General features: G+C 64.5%; 14 protein-coding genes and 1 riboswitch. Of the genes, 10 read left to right on the forward strand and 4 right to left on the reverse strand.

The annotated features are described in order from the left end of the window. Nucleotides 1–24 precede the first annotated feature (24 nt). Both C9E82_RS17040 and C9E82_RS17045 read right to left on the reverse strand, forming a co-directional pair. Complete coding sequence (locus C9E82_RS17040) at nt 25–831, reverse strand: ABC transporter substrate-binding protein (RefSeq protein WP_119896357.1); 807 nt, start codon at nt 829–831, stop codon at nt 25–27. 150 nt (nt 832–981) lie between these two features. Then, nucleotides 982–2,496 (reverse strand): aldehyde dehydrogenase (NADP(+)), encoded by a 1,515-nt coding sequence (locus tag C9E82_RS17045; RefSeq protein ID WP_119896356.1) that lies wholly within the window; start codon nt 2,494–2,496, stop codon nt 982–984. 133 nt (nt 2,497–2,629) lie between these two features. Between C9E82_RS17045 and C9E82_RS17050 the strand changes: the two genes are divergently transcribed. Further along, nucleotides 2,630–3,661, forward strand: coding sequence for an Ldh family oxidoreductase (locus C9E82_RS17050; protein WP_119896355.1), 1,032 nt, complete (start codon nt 2,630–2,632; stop codon nt 3,659–3,661). 47 nt (nt 3,662–3,708) lie between these two features. Here the strand turns inward: C9E82_RS17050 and C9E82_RS17055 are convergent, their stop codons facing one another. Continuing rightward, nucleotides 3,709–4,671, reverse strand: coding sequence for a dihydrodipicolinate synthase family protein (locus C9E82_RS17055; RefSeq protein ID WP_119896354.1), 963 nt, complete (start codon nt 4,669–4,671; stop codon nt 3,709–3,711). Nucleotides 4,672–4,773: 102 nt separating this feature from the next. Further along, nucleotides 4,774–5,472: a GntR family transcriptional regulator gene (locus C9E82_RS17060; protein WP_119896353.1), complete on the reverse strand. Its 699-nt coding sequence runs from the start codon at nt 5,470–5,472 to the stop codon at nt 4,774–4,776. 51 nt (nt 5,473–5,523) lie between these two features. Here C9E82_RS17060 and C9E82_RS24150 point away from each other — a divergent pair, with 51 nt between their 5' ends. From C9E82_RS24150 to C9E82_RS17095, 9 genes are all read left to right on the forward strand, one after another. Further along, nucleotides 5,524–6,090: a phospholipase D-like domain-containing protein gene (locus tag C9E82_RS24150; RefSeq protein ID WP_147393023.1), complete on the forward strand. Its 567-nt coding sequence runs from the start codon at nt 5,524–5,526 to the stop codon at nt 6,088–6,090. A 239-nt stretch (nt 6,091–6,329) separates the two neighbouring features. Beyond that, nucleotides 6,330–6,524, forward strand: a riboswitch (cobalamin riboswitch). A 109-nt stretch (nt 6,525–6,633) separates the two neighbouring features. Further along, the gene (locus tag C9E82_RS17065) at nt 6,634–8,805 is read left to right on the forward strand and encodes a TonB-dependent receptor (protein ID WP_240643390.1); all 2,172 of its coding nucleotides are present in this window, start codon (nt 6,634–6,636) and stop codon (nt 8,803–8,805) included. Between the two features lies 1 nt (nt 8,806). Next, complete coding sequence (locus C9E82_RS17070) at nt 8,807–9,583, forward strand: ABC transporter ATP-binding protein (protein WP_119896352.1); 777 nt, start codon at nt 8,807–8,809, stop codon at nt 9,581–9,583. Between the two features lie 10 nt (nt 9,584–9,593). Then, entirely contained in the window at nt 9,594–10,541 is a 948-nt protein-coding gene (locus C9E82_RS17075) for an ABC transporter substrate-binding protein (protein WP_119896351.1), read from the forward strand. A gap of 1 nt (nt 10,542) precedes the next feature. Next, a complete protein-coding gene (locus tag C9E82_RS17080; RefSeq protein WP_119896350.1) occupies nt 10,543–11,568 on the forward strand; it encodes a FecCD family ABC transporter permease in 1,026 nt (341 codons plus the stop codon). Between the two features lie 97 nt (nt 11,569–11,665). Then, nucleotides 11,666–11,944 carry a hypothetical protein gene (locus C9E82_RS24155; RefSeq protein ID WP_147393022.1) on the forward strand — a complete coding sequence of 93 codons (279 nt, stop codon included), beginning with the start codon at nt 11,666–11,668 and terminating at the stop codon, nt 11,942–11,944. Beyond that, a complete protein-coding gene (locus C9E82_RS17085; RefSeq protein ID WP_183154103.1) occupies nt 11,928–12,308 on the forward strand; it encodes a hypothetical protein in 381 nt (126 codons plus the stop codon). The genes C9E82_RS24155 and C9E82_RS17085 overlap by 17 nt, the downstream gene beginning before the upstream one ends. A 15-nt stretch (nt 12,309–12,323) precedes the next feature. Further along, entirely contained in the window at nt 12,324–14,672 is a 2,349-nt protein-coding gene (locus C9E82_RS17090; RefSeq protein ID WP_119896348.1) for a DEAD/DEAH box helicase family protein, read from the forward strand. A gap of 477 nt (nt 14,673–15,149) precedes the next feature. After that, nucleotides 15,150–17,054, forward strand: coding sequence for a TonB-dependent receptor (locus tag C9E82_RS17095; protein ID WP_170161960.1), 1,905 nt, complete (start codon nt 15,150–15,152; stop codon nt 17,052–17,054). Nucleotides 17,055–17,142: the final 88 nt, after the last annotated feature.

The raw sequence follows: 17,142 nt of genomic DNA on the forward strand, positions 1-17,142 counted from the left end.
GACGACCGCGCCGCCCCGGCGATATCAGCGATGGACGCCGTCGACGGTCAGGGAAGGCAGGTCGCCTCCGACCCATTTCTCGTAAAGCTCGGCATAGCGGCCGGTGCGGACCTGCTGGTTCACGAACAGGTTCAGGTAGTTGATGAGGCCGTATTCCTCGCGATTGGTGAACAGGGCCACATAGTCGATGTCGAACGGCGCCTTGCCCACCACCGAGATGCCGGGGAAATTCCCGGTCTTGACGTTCGACTGCGCCACGGTCGAGGTCGAGACGGTCGCGTCAAGCTGGCCCTGGCTCAGCGCCAGGAACACGTCCGCCTGGGTCTGGTAGGGGCGGAAAGTGCCCTCGCCCCATTCCTTGACCTGTTTTTCAAGCGCAATTGCCTCGAAAGTGCCGGCGGTCGCGCCGACCGTCTTGCCCTTCATGTCCTGGAAGCTCGCGATGCCCGACTTGTCATTGGCCGTCACCGCCATCTCGAAGGCGAAATAGGGGATCGACATGCCGACCGTCTTGGCGCGTTCCAGCGTGTCCGAGGTCGAGGCGACGCCGACATCGACCCGGCCCGACATCAGTGCCGGAATCCGCTCGGGGAAGGGCGTTTCGACGATCTCGGCCTTCACGCCAAGCGCGGCTGCCAGGTCGTTGCAATAATCGACGTCGAAGCCGACCGGGGTGTTGCTTTCGTCGCGCATCCCCATGGGCGGGAAATCCAGGACGACCGCGCAGCGCAGGGTGCCCGAGGCGATGATGTCATCCAGCTTGTCGGCATGGGACGGCGCGGCAAATGCCGCAGCGGCGGCCAGCAGGCTGATCGCGAACGTGGATTTCATGAACCTTCTCCTGTCAGTTCCCTGTCGGCCTTTTCGCGGCCGATTCCATGGCTGCCACTATCCGCAGGATTTCCCTGCAACGCAAATTAAAAATACAACTAATATACAAAAAGTGGACGAAGCCTGCAGGGCAGCCGGCTTCGCTGACGCTCAGCCCAGATCCTGCGGCAACAGACCCGCGGGGAAGTTCTGGTAGCTGACCGGCCTCAGGAAGCGGCGGATCGACATGGTCCCGACCGAGGTGGCGCCGAAATTGGTGCTGGCCGGATAGGGGCCGCCATGGACCATCGCGTCGCAGACCTCGACTCCGGTGGGAAAGCCGTTGACCAGCACCCGCCCCGCCTTGCGCTCCAGCACCGGAAGCAGGCCTTGCGCATCGTTCAGGTCGGCATCATCCATGTGGATGGTTACCGTCAGCTGTCCCTCGAAAGCGCGCGCCAGCCGCAGCATCTCGTCCATGTCGCGCACCCGCACGATCAGGCCAAGCGGGCCGAACACCTCCTCGCCGAGCGCGTGATCCTGCAGCCAGACCGCGGCCGTGGTCTCGTAGAGGTTCGGGCTCGCCGTTCGACCGTCGCTTTCGGAGGTCAGCACCGGCTTCACCGCATTGCGCGCCTCGAAGCGCGCCTTGCCGTCACGATAGGCGCGGGCGATGCCCTCGGTCAGCATCGCCTGCGGGCCGACCTGTTCCAACGCAGTTTTGGCGGCCGCGACGAAGCGGTCGGCATCCGCGCCGTCCAGGACCACCGCGATGCCGGGATTGGTGCAGAACTGCCCGGCCCCCATGGTCAGCGACCCCGCCCAACCCGTGCCAATCTCTGCGCCGCGAATGCGCACGGCCTCGGACAGCAGGAACATCGGGTTGACCGAGCCCAGCTCGCCGAAGAACGGGATCGGTTCGGGCCGCTGCGCGCAAAGGTCGAACAGCGCCCGGCCCCCGGCCAGGCTGCCGGTGAAGCCCACCGCGCGGATCAGCGGATGCTGGACGAGGGCGCTGCCGACGTCGCGGTTGCCGCCCTGGATCAGGCTGAAGACGCCCGGATGCGTGCCGGTCCTTGCGATGGCGGCATGGATCGCCTCGGCGACGATCTCGCCGGTGCCGGGATGGGCGCTGTGGCCCTTGACCACAACCGGGCAGCCGGCGGCCAGCGCGGCGGCGGTATCGCCACCGGCGGTCGAGAAGGCCAACGGGAAGTTCGAGGCGCCGAACACGGCCACCGGCCCGATGGGCCGCTGCACCATGCGGATGTCAGGGCGCGGCAGCGGCTGGCGGTCCGGCAGCGCGGGATCCTGACGGCGGTCGAGATAATCACCCTTGCGGATATGCACGGCGAAGAGCCGAAGCTGGCCCACGGTGCGGCCGCGCTCGCCCTGCAGGCGGGTCTCGGGCAGGCCGGTTTCCTGCGTGCCGATCTCGGTGATCGCCTCGGCGCGGGCCTCCATCTCGTCGGCGATGGCCTCCAGCAGCGCCGCCCGCTCCTCGCGCGAGGCATGGCCGTAGCTCCAGAAGGCATCCTCGGCCGCCTCGCAGGCCCGGTTCACCAGCGCGACTGTGCCGGCCGAGAACGCATGCCAGGGGCCATGCGCCGGCTCTGATCTGAACCAGGCGTCGCCCGCAACCCATTCGCCGGAAATCAGGTGCTTGCCATGGGGGATAAAGGTCATCGCCGATCCTTCCTTTCAAAATCACCGGCAGGGGCCCGGTCCCGAAATGGGCCTCATCCGCCTTTGAATTTTTGTATATTTCATGTATACAATAAGTCAATCACGGATGAACCGCCGTGCCAGAGAGGAAATCATGGAACAGACACTGACCTTCGAAGCCCTGCGACAGCGCATCGAAACGATCTTCCGGCAGGCCGGGATGAACGCGGTCCAGGCCGCCTCGCTTTCGCGCGTGATCGCGGCCGGAGAGCGGGACGGCTGCAAGTCGCACGGCATCTATCGGATCGAAGGCGTCCTGCGCACGCTGAAGGCCGGCAAGGTCGAGGGCACGGCCAAGCCGGAACTCGATTCCGGCAGCGACGGGGCCATCGTGCGGGTTAATGCGCGGGGCGGTTTTTCCAACCCCGCCTTCGAACTTGGCCTGCCCGTCCTGGCGGATCGCGCGAAGGAATTGGGACTGGCGGCGCTGGTGATCAATGACTGCACCCATTTCGCCGCCCTGTGGCCCGAGGTCGAGGCGGTGGCGGATCACGGCCTTGCCGCGATGGTGATGTGCCCCAGCTATGCGACGGTGGCGCCAGCCGGCGGCACGCGGCCCCTGCTGGGCACCAATCCCTTCGCCTTCGGCTGGCCGCGGCAGGAGCGCGAGCCCTATGTCTTCGATTTCGCGACCTCGGTTGCAGCCCGGGGCGAGATCGAACTGCACCGGCGTGCCGGCAAGCCCTTGCCCGAGGGCTGGGCGATGGACGCCTCGGGCCGGCCGACGACCGATCCCGAGGCGGCGCTGGCGGGTGCCATGCTGCCCTTTGGCGGGCATAAGGGATCGGCCATCGGCACGATGATCGAGCTGCTTGCAGGCGTCATGATCGGCGACCTGACCAGCCCCGAAGTCCTGGATTTCCTGGGCACCACGACGCTTGCGCCCTTTCACGGAGAGCTGATCCTGGCCCTGTCGCCCGAGAAATTCGCGGCCGGCCGCGAAGGCGATCCGTTCGCGCGGGCCGAGATGCTGTTCGCGGCGATCCAGGACCAGGGCGCCCGCCTGCCCTCGCAGCGCCGCTTCGCCGCGCGGCAAAAGGCGCTGACAGAGGGGATCGCCCTGACCGGGGCAGAGGTCGCGCAGCTTGACCGCTTGCTCGAACTGGGCCTCGACGCGATCGCATGAGGCGAAAACAAAAGGCCCTTCCGCTGTCGGAAGGGCCTTCGTGGCGGTCAGGCGGCGTATTTCTGCACCGCTCCCGGCTGCTGGCTCCATTCCGCATACCAGGTCTTGAACTGGTCGAACTGCCTTTCGGCCCAGGCCCGCTGGCTGGGGGTCAGTTCGTCGGTTTCATTGAAGTGCAGGCTGTATTCCGCCTCGCCCTGCAAGACCAGCATGTGCTTGTAATACAGCACCAGGTCGGTCCCCTCGTCCCAGGAGGACAGCACCTCCAGCGCCTCGCCCAGTTCCTGCGCGCGCTGCCGCGCGTCCGCATCACCGGCGGCCGCGGCCTTCGACAGCGCGACGAAATGCAGGATCTCCCTGGGGAGGACGTTGCCGATGCCGGTGATCGTACCGGTGGCGCCGCATTTGACATAGCCGTGATAGACGCCGGTATCGACCCCGGCCATCAGGATCACGCTCTCATCGGCGCTAGTGATATGCTCGGCGGCATAGCTCATCGCCCTGGCGCCGCCGAATTCCTTGAAGCCGACAAGGTTCGGATGCTCGGCCCGCAGCGCGAAGAACAGGTCCGCCTTGGTCTCGAACCCGTAATGGGGGCTGTTGTAGATCACCGCGGGCAGGTCCGGCGCAGCCGCCAGGATCGCCTTGAAATGATGGCGCTGTGCCATGGCCGAGGCACCGCGCGACAGCACACGGGGAATGACCATCAGCCCCGCCGCGCCGACCTTCTGCGCATGGGCGGCATGGGCCACGGCCAGGGCAGAGTTCACCGCCCCCGTCCCCACGATCACCGGCAACCCGGCCTTGACCAGCCGTTCCACCCCTTCCATCCGCTGCGCGTCCGTCAGAAGCGGCCAGTCACCCATCGAGCCGCAATAGACCACCGCCGACATTCCCGCCGCGATCAGTTCCTGCCCCTTACGCACCAAGGCGTCGTAATCGGGCCGGCGGTCGGCGGTGCAGGGGGTCATCAGGGCGGGAATGACGCCGGTAAAGATCTGGGTGTTCATCGGTGATGGCTCCTTCTGTCGCGCAGGGGCGGGATGGCTGATTCTCTCAGCCGCCATCTTAGACTTTGCATTTTATTTGTCGACAAAGAATCGACGTGATCTCTACAGCGGCAAGGACTGTCGCTGGTCGCGGGCCAGGAACTGCTGGATCTGGCGGACGATCTGGTCCGCATGCGCCTTTGCCAGCCGGTCGCACAGCTCGACATCCCGCGCCTCGATCGCCGCGATCATCGCTTCGTGCTCATCGACATATTCACGCGGCAGGCGGTCGTTGAACGACTGGTAATACAGCCGCAAAAGGCGGCGCCCTTCGTCCAGAAGGCGCAGAAACAGGCTGATGTAATAGGGATTGCGGCCGGCCTCGGCGATGGCCGCATGCAGGTCGCGATTGGAGGCGATCATCGCCAGCGCATCCTGCGCCTCGACCGCGGCGGTGAACCTCGCCTGATGCTCGCGAATGATCTCCAGATCGGCGGGCTGGTGATAGCTCGCCGCCAGCCTGGTGGTCACGCGATACATCAGCGTCAGCGCGTCGAAGAAGGTATGCATGTTGAGAAAATCGATATTGGCGACCATGGTCGAGCGGTTCGGCAACGTCTCGACCAGCCCCTCGCCGGCCAAGCGCACCAGGGCCTCCCGGATCGGCGTCCGGGACATGCCGAAGCGTTCGGCCAGCTGCACCTCGTCGATGGGGCTGCCCGGCGGCAACACCAGGTCCAGGATCTCGTCGCGCAGCAGGTCATAGACCAGCTTTACGCCCGATCCGCGCCGGCGCTCGGGGAAGGTTTCTGTCTCGGCCATGGGCGCAACTCCTGCAATGCGGTCAGATAACGTCGACAATTTGAATACTTATTGTTTGCCAACCGTTCAATCCTTCTGCTTCGCAAGCGCCGCGGGACGTGCACCGAGCAATATGTCTCGCCTCGCCTCGAGATCGGCGATTGCCTCTCGACAGGGTCTTCCGACCTCGCGGTATTCCAACTCGTGATCGGCGTCGATGCAATCACGGACACGGCAGCAATCGCCGCGCTCAAGACCGCGAAAGCCGCGCTTCCGAACGCGTCCATCTCGCTGTTCTACAATCCAAAAGGCGGCGTCCTTTACCATTCCAAGACGATGTTTTTCAAAAGCCCGACGGGCGGACAGTGCCTGACGGGTTCAGGCAACCTAACGCTCGGCGGACTCCGCAATGACTGGGAGGCCTTCTGGACGGCCGATATGTCCCCCGCAGAAGCGGTCACGCTTGGGGATCAGTGGGCCAAGTGGGTTACTGACAATGCGGACGGCCTCCTTCCGCTGGACGAGGCCCGCCCATGCCGACCACAGGAACCGCCCCAACCGCATCGGCCGGTCGAGGCAGGCGGCCCGGCCTCGGCAGGATCGGCCCCGCATCGGGCAGCCGGGCCATCGGCAGGGTGATCCCAAAACGGCGCGGGAAAGCCCTTGGAGATCACCGCGACAGCCAAGACAGCTTGCCCATAAGACGGTCTCCTGGCCGAGGCGGCAAAACCAATGGATCTCTTCCCCTTGACCTGCTGTCGCGCATCGTGACCGAACACTTCTTTGGCGGACGCCCGGTCGAGGAGGCAATCGTGCATCGCCAGTCCGCTGTCGTGGAGAACGGGCCGCCAACAGAGTTGACGCGCTAGGGTCCCGTCACTACACGGTCTCGTGACGGTTTCCGATTTCGGAATGAAAAGGGAACGCAGTGCGGACCGTCGGTCCCATGCTGCGGCTGCCCCCGCAACTGTAGGCGGATAGCCTTTGCCAACAGCCACTGGACGCGACTCCGGGAAGGCGGCGACAGGCGACGACCCGCGAGCCAGGAGACCTGCCGTCTGCCGTTGTCACGCGTGAACACGCCGGGCGGGGTGCCCCGGTGGGACAGTCATCCGCCTGCGGTCGTCAGGCAAGAGATGTCGCGTTTGCAGTGACGGTGAAATTGTCGCTGGAGCCACATTCGTGCGCAATCATGTTCATTTCCGGTCCACGCGTCTCGACGCGCAGGACCGCCTGCCCCGTCACGCCATCACCCGCAGGGGCGTGGCCCTTCTGATGACCTGGCTGACCATGGCGGCCTTGCCCGTCTTTGCGCAACAGGCCCAGGACAGCGGTGCCGACCCATTGATGCTGGACCCGATCACCATCGAAGGCCTGTCCTTCGGCTCGGGCCTGGATCTGCAGGCGCGATCGAATGCCGGCAGCCGGCTGGGGCTGAGCGTCTTCGAGACCCCGGCCAGCGTGCAGGTGATCGAGGCCGACACGATCCGCCAGCGCGGCCAGCGCGACGTCAACCAGGCCATCGTCCAGAACGGCACCGGAATCAGCTTTCACGGCTCGCCCGGCAATGGCGGCACCTCGTTCAGCATGCGCGGCTTCAGCGGCCACGCTTCGGTGACACGGCTCTATGACGGCACGCGGCTCTATCCCGCCTCGGGCACGATCTCGTTCCCCTTCGACAGCTGGAACGTCGAGCGCATCGAGGTGCTGAACGGTCCCGCCTCGGTGCTTTATGGCGAAGGCGCGATCGGCGGCGCGATCAATATCGTTCCGAAACGGCCCCTGACCGACCGCACGCGCAACGAGATGCGCGCGACCGTGGGCACGGACGGCCAGCGCGGCCTGGCCTTCGGCAGCGCCGGGCCGATCAGCGAGGTCCTGGCCTACAGTTTCGGCGTCAGCGGCACCGCGTCGGATGGCTGGCTGGATCGCGACGACACCTCCAGCCTGTCGCTCTCGGCGGCGTTGCGCTGGCAGGCGACCGAGGATCTGGCGCTGACCCTGTCGCATGACCATGGCGACAACCGGCCAAGCACCTATTTCGGAACGCCGCTGGTCGATGGCCGGATCGACGAGCGTGTGCGCCATCGGAACTTCAACGTCGAGGATGCGGTGGTCCGCTACAAGGACCGCTATACCCAGTTGCGGGCCGAATGGACGCCTGCCGGTAACGTGACGATCCGCAGCAACAGCTATTACCTGACCAGCGACCGCAACTGGCGCAATGTCGAGGACTATCTCTACCGCCCGGATACGGACGATGTGCTGCGCCAGTTCTACATCGCGATCAACCACGATCTGGAACAGGTCGGCAACCGCACCGAGGCGACCATCGTGACCACGCCCGGCGGGATGGAGAACACCACGACGATCGGCTTCGACGTGAACCGGATCAAGTTCAGGAATACCAACAATTCGCCTTATCCAGGTCAATCGGTGGTGGATTTCCTGAATCCGCAACCGGGCTTCTTCGGCCCGCACGAGATGGCCACGACGGCAGATCTGACCACCGATCAATATGCGCTGTTTCTCGACAACCGGCTGAAGATCAGCAACCAGTGGTCGGTCGTCGGCGGGCTGCGCTATGACAACCTGCGCGTCACCCGCATCGATCCGGCCTTCACCCGCAGCTTCGATTCCACCAGCTGGCGCCTGGGCGCGGTCTATAATCCCGTGCCGGATGTGGCGGTCTATGCCCAGTATTCCCGCGCGGCCGAGCCGATCGGCAATGTCCTGTCGCTGGCCCAGAGCCAGGCGGATCTGAAGCTGACCACGGCCCGCCAACAGGAAATCGGGGTGAAGTTCGGCTTCCTGGGCGGTCGCGGCGACGCCACGCTGTCGGCCTACCGGATCGTCAAGAATGACCTGCTGGCCCGCGACCCGGACGACCCGGCGATCACCCGCCAAATCGGCCAGCAAAGTTCGAAAGGGATCGAGGCGGCACTCGGCTTCGATGTGACGTCAAGCCTGCGGGTCGATGTGAACGGCGCGTTGCTGTCGCCGCGCTATGACGACTATGTCCAGTCGGGCGGCGACTATTCCGGCAATCGCCCGCCCAATGCACCGCGCCGCGTCGCCAATATCTGGGGCTCCTGGGCCTTCGCCGAGGGCTGGACGGCGCGGACCGGCGCGCATCATGTGGGCGAAGCCTTCACCAGCGACGCCAACACCACCTCGCGCCCGTCCTACACGGTGATCAATGCCGGGCTGCAATGGAAGCCGCGCGACAACATGAGCCTGGACCTGAACATCTACAATCTGACCGACCGGCTTTACGCGACCTCGGGCGGGGCGAACCAATGGCTGCTGGCGCCGCCGCGCAGCGCCTCGCTTGATTTCCACGTCACCTTCTAGGATGGCGGTGGATGTGACGGTGCGGGACCTGTGCTGGGGTCCGCATCCGCGCCGGCGGATCATCGAGGCGATCAGCTTCGACGTTCCCGCCGGCTCGACCACGGTGATCGTCGGCGCGAACGGGGCGGGGAAATCCACGCTGCTGCGCAGCATCTATCGGCAGAACCGCCCCGTCGCGGGGCAGGTTCTGGTCGGCGGGCGCGACATCTGGCAGATGCCCGCGCGCGACGTCTCTCGCCTGATCGCCGTGGTGCTGCAGGAGATCGCGCCCGATTTCGCCTTTACCGTGCGCGAAGTCGTGGCAATGGGACGCATCCCCTATCGCGACAGCCTGTTTTCGCGCAGCACGACGGACGAGGCGATCACCCGGCAGGCGCTGGCCGATTTCGAACTGGCGGATTTCGCCCACCGGCCCTTCAGCGGCTTGTCGGGGGGCGAAAAGCAACGCGCGCTGCTGGCTCGTGCCATCGTCCAGCAGCCGCGGCTGATCGTCCTGGACGAACCGACCAACCATCTGGACATCCGCCACCAGCTTGAGGTGATCGACATGCTGCGGCGGCTGGACCTGACCGTCCTGGTCACGCTGCATGACCTGAACCTTGCCGCCGCGCTGGCCGATCAGGTGCTGGTCATGCGCGACGGCCGCATCTGCGCGCTTGGCCCGCCACAGGCGACGCTGACCCCGGAGACCATTCGCGCGGCCTTCGATGTCCAGGCCGACATGGACCGTCATCCCCGCACGGGCCGGCCGCGCTTTTCCTTCGACCTGCTGCCTTGAAAGGTCCCTCATGCACCGCCTGATCTATTCCTTCGCCGCCCTGCTGCTGACCGTGCAACCCTCGGCCGGCGGCGATTTCCCGGTCACCGTGACCAGTTGCGGCCGCGAGGTCACTTTCGAGGCCCCGCCGGCCCGCGCCGTCGCCCACGGCTCGAACCTGGTCGAGATCATGCTGGCACTGGGGCTGGAGGACCGGATGCTGGGCTATAGCGGACGGATCGAGCGGGTCGAGGCCGCGACCGACCTGTTCCCCGCCGCCGCAACGCTGCGCCCGCTTCAGCGCGGCTATCCGACGCTGGAAATGCTGCTGGAGGAAGGCACCGATTTCTATTTCTCGGGCTGGAGCTACGGCATGCGCGTCGGCGGAGAGGTCACCCCCGACAGCCTGGGCCGCTATGGCATCGCGGTCTACGAGCTGTCGGAATCCTGCATCCGGCTGGGACAGCGCAACCGGCCCGGTTTCGACTATCTGTTCCGGGACCTGGAAAATCTGGCGGCGACATTCGGCGTTCCCGAACGCGCCAGGGCGCTGATCGCGGATTATCGCGCGCGCCTGGACCGCGTGGGAACGAGGATCGCCGCCACGACGAACCGTCCGCGCATCTTCATCTATGATTCGGGCGACAAGGTGCCCATCACGGCCGGCGGCTATTCCATGCCGCAGGCCATCATCGACGCCGCCGGTGGCCGCAACATCGCCGCGGATATCGAGAGCAGCTGGGTGCGCATCGACTGGGAAACCGTGGCCGAACGCGATCCGCAGGCCGTGGTGATCGTCGATTACGGAGAGGTCACGGCCGAAGAGAAGATCGCCTTCATGAAGGAACATCCCGCCTTTGCCCATATCGCCGCGATCCGCGACGTCCGTTTCCTGGTGCTGGGCTATGACGACCTGACCCCCGGCCCGCGCAATATCCTTGCGGTCGAGCGTCTGGCCGATTTCCTCCACGGTGGCTGAGATGGGCTTCCTGCGGCGGCGCTTTCTCGCGACATGCATTGTCGGCCTGGCCCTGTGCCTATTGTCGATCACCCTGTCGGTCAGCATCGGCTCCACCGGGATTCCGGCCGGCACGGTCTGGTCGATCGTGCTGCACAAGCTGTCGCTGGTCCCGATCACCCCGGACTGGAGCGCGGGGCGCGAGAACATCGTCTGGGATCTGCGGCTGCCCCGTGCCCTTCTGGCGGCGATCGTGGGCGCGGGCCTGGGGATGGCGGGGGCAGTCATGCAAAGCGTGACCCGCAACCCGCTGGCCGACCCGCATCTGCTGGGGGTCTCGGCCGGGGCGGGTTTCGGGGCCAACCTGGCGATCCTGATGGTCGGCAACCTGCTGGGCGCCCTGACCGTGCCGCTGTTCGCCTTCGCCGGCGCGCTGACGGCCACCGCGATCGTGGTGTCGGTGGCGGGTTTCACCCACAGCACCGGTCCCACGCGGCTGGTCCTGGCCGGACTGGCGGTGTCCTTCGTCATAGCGGCGGGCAGCAATGTGCTGATCATGCTGGCCGATCCGCGCGCGATCAATTCTGTCGTCTTCTGGATGCTGGGCGGCTTCGGCTTCGCGCAATGGAACAACCTGGTCTTTCCCGCCCTGGCCCTGCTGGTCAGCGCGGCGGCCTTCCTGCGCTGCGCCGAACAGCTGAATGCGCTGGCCATGGGCGACGAAAGCGCCGCCACGCTTGGCGTCAATGTGCGCCGCTTGCGGATCCTGACCCTGACCGTCAGCGCCTTCCTGACCGGCGTGCTGGTCGCCTTTTCGGGCATGATCGGCTTTGTCGGGCTGATGATGCCGCATATCGCGCGGCTTCTGATCGGCGGCGACAATCGCCGGGTCCTGCCCGCCAGCGCATTGCTGGGGGCGATCTTCCTGGTGCTGGCCGATGTCCTGGCACGGCGGCTGACCGCGCCCAACGACATGCCCATCGGGGTCGTGACCGGGCTGATCGGCGGGTTGTTCTTTATCGTCCTGCTTACCCGGCAGCGGGGATGAGCGATCTGCGGCAGGCTTAGCAACACCCGGACCTGGATGCCGTTATGGGCCGGCGTTACCCTGATGGCCACGAAAGCTGCAACCCCTGAGAGGGACGATGCTTAAACTGGAAACGACCATGGACGCCGCCGGCGAAAAAGCATCTCCTGAAGTGTTTCAGGGCATGGCGGTCCAGTTCCTGCGTGTATCCGACCTCGTGTTGCAGGATGTTGCGGAGGCCCTTGCACCGCTTGCGACCTGTTTGAACCTGCCCGGCTTTACGCTTACTCTGACCACGCACATGACAGGGCAAGGTTCGATTGATGAATTTTCTGGCGAACTTATTTCGCAGGAAACGGAAGACACGCCTCGAAACGGCTTTGGAGCATATGGATAGCGCAACCGAACGCTTCCGCATCGCCGCCGAGATGTCTGTTCAGCCGCATGCGCGACTTTTCTGGGATCTTGCGGCTGCCAGCGTCGACCTGCGCGCGCAGGTCGTGTCCGATCCAGGCTGCATCAGTTCCTTGCGCCGCATCATCTTCTTCTATTTGCCGACAATGTCCGATCTTTGCCATCGTTGGGCGCGATTGTCCAAGCTCGACCCGCTTCGTCAACCGGATGAGACCGCCATCGCCGATTTTCGCGGCTATCTGGAACTGATCCAGGCGGCCAGCGACGCCTGTCGCATGCGAAACTACGATGACCTCCACCTGACTATGGAAGCGTTCGACGAACAGCTTCAGCGCCTTTCCGTCTGACTTCGGGCGTCGCGAATGTCCCGGCCCAGCAGCGATGCGACAAAACAGGCATTCGACCGGATGCGGTTCCGGCACGATTGGCGCAACTATCAGATGCGCATCCTGTCCGAGTTGGAAACGCATCTCGACGACGAGAAACTGCATGTGGTTGCCGCCCCGGGTGCGGGCAAGACCGTTCTGGGCCTGGAGATCATCCGCAAGCTTGGCTGCCGCACATTGGTTCTGGCGCCAAGCTTGCTGGTGCGGGATCAGTGGATCGCGCGATTGCGGGATGATTTTCTGGACGGCGAACTGCCCGACTGGATCAGCACCGACCCAGAAGCGGATGTGCCGTTGCGGTTCAGCACCTATCAGAACATTCACCAGAACCGCATCCGGACCCTGCCACCCTTTGATCTGATCTGTCTGGACGAGGCACACCACCTGCGCCGCGCCTGGTGGCAGACCCTGATTCGGCTGCAGGAAACCCACAAGCCGGTCACGCTGTCGCTGACCGCAACCCCACCCTATGATTCGGAAGGCTGGGAATGGGACAACTACAACGCGCTTTGCGGTCCGGTGGATGCCGAGATTTCCGTGCCCGAACTTGTGCTGACAGGCGATCTCTGCCCGCATCAGGATCTGGTATTCGCAGCCCAAACGACCGATCGGCAAACCTATGACGACAATCGCGAGGCCGAGGCAGAACTGTTTCGGTCCTTGCGGGCCCATCCGGACATTCTGGAAATGCTGGTCCGATCGCCGTGGATGACGGATTGCCGAAATCATGCACAAGAAATCCTGGACAATCCCGAACTGTTCAGCGCCATGCTGATCTATCTGCGCGATGCGCAACTGCCCGTGCCTGCCTATGCAAGGCGATTGCTGCGGCTTGGCGGCGCCGAATGGCCGGTGCTCGACTGGCAATGGCTTGGGATCGTTCTGGCGGCGCACCTGACCAAGCTTCCGGCTGCGCTGCTGGCGCGCCTGAAGACAGCAGGCGCGTTGCGCAACGATCGGCTGACTCTTCCCCCACCCAGATTCCTCAACCGGGTGGAACTGTTATATGATGACAAGGCCCGCCTTGCCGCCACCGTGGAAATTCATCGGCTTGAACGCGAAAACCGCCGGGATGGCCTGCGCATGGCGATCCTGATGGACAAGATCGGGCATGTGGCCTTGAAGCTGGATCACGATCCGCAGGAATACAACGCCGGCGCGGTTTTTCGCGCGCTGTATCTGGCGGAACCACGCGGCGATCTGGCGCTGCTGACCGGACAGATCATCTGCCTGCCTCGGGCGCTCTGCGAAGACCTGTCCGGCCGCGAGGTGCCGGGGCTTCCGGACTATGCGCTGATCGGCGGACCCGAATTTTCCAGGGCCGTCGCCCGTGTCAACGCCGCCTTCAGCACCGGTGCCGTGCGGGTCATCGTCGGAACACAAGCCTTTCTGGGGCAAGGATGGGATGCGCCGGCGATGAATTCCCTGATCCTCGGGACCAATCTGGCACGCTTCGTCGCGGTAAACCAGCTACGGGGCCGGGCGCTGCGCATCGAGCGGAACATCCCCGAAAAGACCTCGAATATCTGGCATCTTGCCATCGTGCCCGGTGATAGCCTCGAAGGCGAGGACATTGCGCGCCTGCATCGTCGTTTCGATTGCTTCGCGCGGCTGGACCGGAACGCCGGCCAGATCCGGTCCTATTTTTCACCGAAAGGCGACGTGCAACAACACAATGCGATCACTGCCGAAATGGCACGGCGCCATGACACCCTGGCGGCGGATTGGCAAAGCGCCTTGCATCTGGAACATCGCCCCGAGCCCCGGCTTTTCCGCGAAACCAGCATCGGTTCCCGAATGCGGCGCCAGATGGTGCCCGTTTCCAGCCTGTCCTGGCTCGGGCGATTGCGCGAGATGTTCGGTCAAGGCCCCTCGGATCAGGAGACTCGGCGAAGCCTCGAGCGCCTTGCGCGCCTTGCCGTCGAGGCTCTGCGGGAACTGGGCGATTTTTCCCCTCTGCAGGAGCCACGTCCCGAGATTCACGACGGGCCGGCAGGCTATCAGATCAGTCTCCATCAGGCGACGCGGTTCGAGGAGAGCCTGTTTCACGATACATTGCGCCAGATCCTCGATCCGGTCGGAAATCCGCGCTATATCATCATTGTCAGGTCCGGATTGTTCCTGAAGCGTTTCCAGTATTTTGCCGTGCCCGGCCGCTTCGACGGGAACCGGGCCCGAGCGGAAATCTTCTGGCGGAACTGGCGGGGCATCATCGGGCAGGGCGAATTGATCTATACGCGAACCCCCGTCGGACGAGGTGAGCTGCAAGCGGCGCGCCTGAACAGCCACGCACGCCGCGTAGCTCACCATTTGAGCTGGCGTTGAGTGCGCCCTCGACCCGAAACAACCGTTCGCTCTTCCCCGGCTGCGAAAGCGGGCGTCCATCCTGATCGCCGCGAAGCAAACGCAATGATTTCAGTCTCAAATCCTGCCACCTGAACATCATCCGATTCCGGCCGAGATCTCGGATCCAGGCTTGCGGCACCCCAATACGACATTACAGCCACAGAGCATGATAATGTGCGTCGCCCATCACGCGTCGGTGATTGACATATCTGTGCCAATCCTCTCAGGGGTGAAGGACGCGCTTTTCCTGGCCTGTGCAATCAGGCCGGATGGTGCATTCGACATTCGCCAGCATTCGCCAGCCATCCAGTTGCATCGTTCCCGAAGACGCATTCGGGAGGTGGTTTCACATATGCTCCAGCGAGGATCACAGCACCCATGACGCCATTCCATCCGTCCCCTTCTTCCCGGGAAACGGCCACGCCGCCGATGCCCACTCTCGGATTGCTTCCCGCGATGGTGATATCGGCTGCGGTGGGCGGTGCCGCCGCTGCGCAGACCGTCGACGAAAACCTCGTTCTGGATACCATCCATATCATCGGCCAAGGCGGCTCGGAGGCGGCCAGCAGCTATACGATCTCGCGCGGCTCCTCGCCCAAGCTGAGCCAACCGCTGCTGGATACGCCCCGGTCGGTTCAGGTCGTCACCCAGCGCCAGATCGAAGAGCGCGGGGCGTCGTCGGTCTATGACGTATTGCGCACCACGCCGGGCGTAACGCTTGGCACCGGCGAAGGTGGCAACCCGATGGGCGACCGGCCGTTCATCCGCGGCTATGAAGCCTCGACCGACCTGATGGTGGACGGAATGCGCAGCCTGGGCCGCACCAGCTATGAGGCGTTCAACCTGGAACAGATCGAACTGGTCAAGGGCCCCGGCGGCGCCTATTCCGGGCGCGGCGGCACCGGCGGTTCGCTGAACATGGTGTCGAAATCGGCGCGGCTGGGCGAGGATTTCAACGAGATCTCGGCCACCGCAGGCACCGACAATCAATACCGGCTGCAACTGGACAGCAACTTCCAGCTTGGCCAGAACATCGCCGCGCGCGTGAACCTGTTCGGGCAGGATGCCGAAGTGCCGGGCCGCGGCGGAATCGAGGACGACAAGACCGGGCTGGCCCTGTCGGTCGTCGGGCAGGTCACCGAAGCCACCCGGCTGAGCTTCGGCGCCTATCACAGCAAGGCCGAAGGCAACCCCGATTTCGGGCTTCCGATGGCAAACCAGGCCTGGATCGACGCGACGGGGGATACCCGCTTCGGTACCGGCACCAAGGACGACCCGTTCGAGCCGCTGGGACTGCTGGACCACGACAAGTTCTATGGCTCGTTCCATCGCGACTTCCGCGAAGTCACGAACCAGAACGCCATGCTGAAGCTCGAACACGAGTTCACCCCGAATTTCCGCATGACGTCGCAGCTTTCCTATATCGGCAGCGACCAGGAATATATCGTCAGCCGTCCGACGATCGTTACCGGCGGGTTGCTGGATCGCGGATTGCGCTCGGGCAAGCGGGACAGCTCGACCGTGGGATTCAACACGAATTTCTCGGGCGAGGCCACGACCGGCGGCATCGAGCATGACTATGCCTTCGGCTTCGAATACAGCCGGGACAAGCTGCGCGCGGCAGGCCTGATCGGCTCGGGGCCGGATGGGGCGGGTCCGACGATCCTTCCCTCGGACCCCTTCGGCTTCAGCCCCTATGACGACGTGCTCTATCCCGACTTCACCTGGGACGAATACGGCTTGCCGACGATCACCCGCAGCAAGTCGCTTTACGCCTTCGACACGCTGAAGTTCAACGAGCAGTGGCAGCTGAACCTCGGCACCCGCTACGAGATGTTCGACGTGCAGCAACAACGGCTGGACGAGGACGACAACCGCGACGATCTCCGCCGCAAGGACAATATCTGGAGCTATCAGGCCGGCCTGGTCTACAAGCCCGCCCCGAACGGCACGGTCTATGCGTCCTTCGGCACCTCGGCCAGCCCGTCGGGCCAGTGCGCCTTCCTTGCCGGCGGCTCCGAGGGTGCCGGTGCCTGCACCCTGACGGACGGCAATGTCGATCTGTCGCCCGAAAAGACCCGCGCCTATGAAATCGGGACCAAGTGGGACCTGCTGAACGACCAGCTTTCGGTGACCGGCGCGATCTTCCGCACGGAAAAAACCAACGCCCGCGTGCAGAACGCGATCACCGGAGAGGTCGAGCTGACCGGCGAGAACCGCGCCCAGGGCCTGGAGCTGGGCGTCGCCGGGCAGGTCAACGACCGTTGGACGATCTATGGCGGCTATACCTATACCGATGCCGAGATCATCGATGGCGGCGGCTGTCCGTCGTCAGAACATTTGGCTCAGATCGGGGCTTAGATTAGCGGAGAGCGGGCCTCGTCTTGGGGTTGATGTTATGCGGCGAGCTTGCGGTGCTGCAAGCGCCGATGTTCGATGGTCTTTCGTT

This window comes from Paracoccus sigandri (assembly GCF_003709565.1).
GTDB classification, from domain to species: domain Bacteria; phylum Pseudomonadota; class Alphaproteobacteria; order Rhodobacterales; family Rhodobacteraceae; genus Paracoccus; species Paracoccus siganidrum.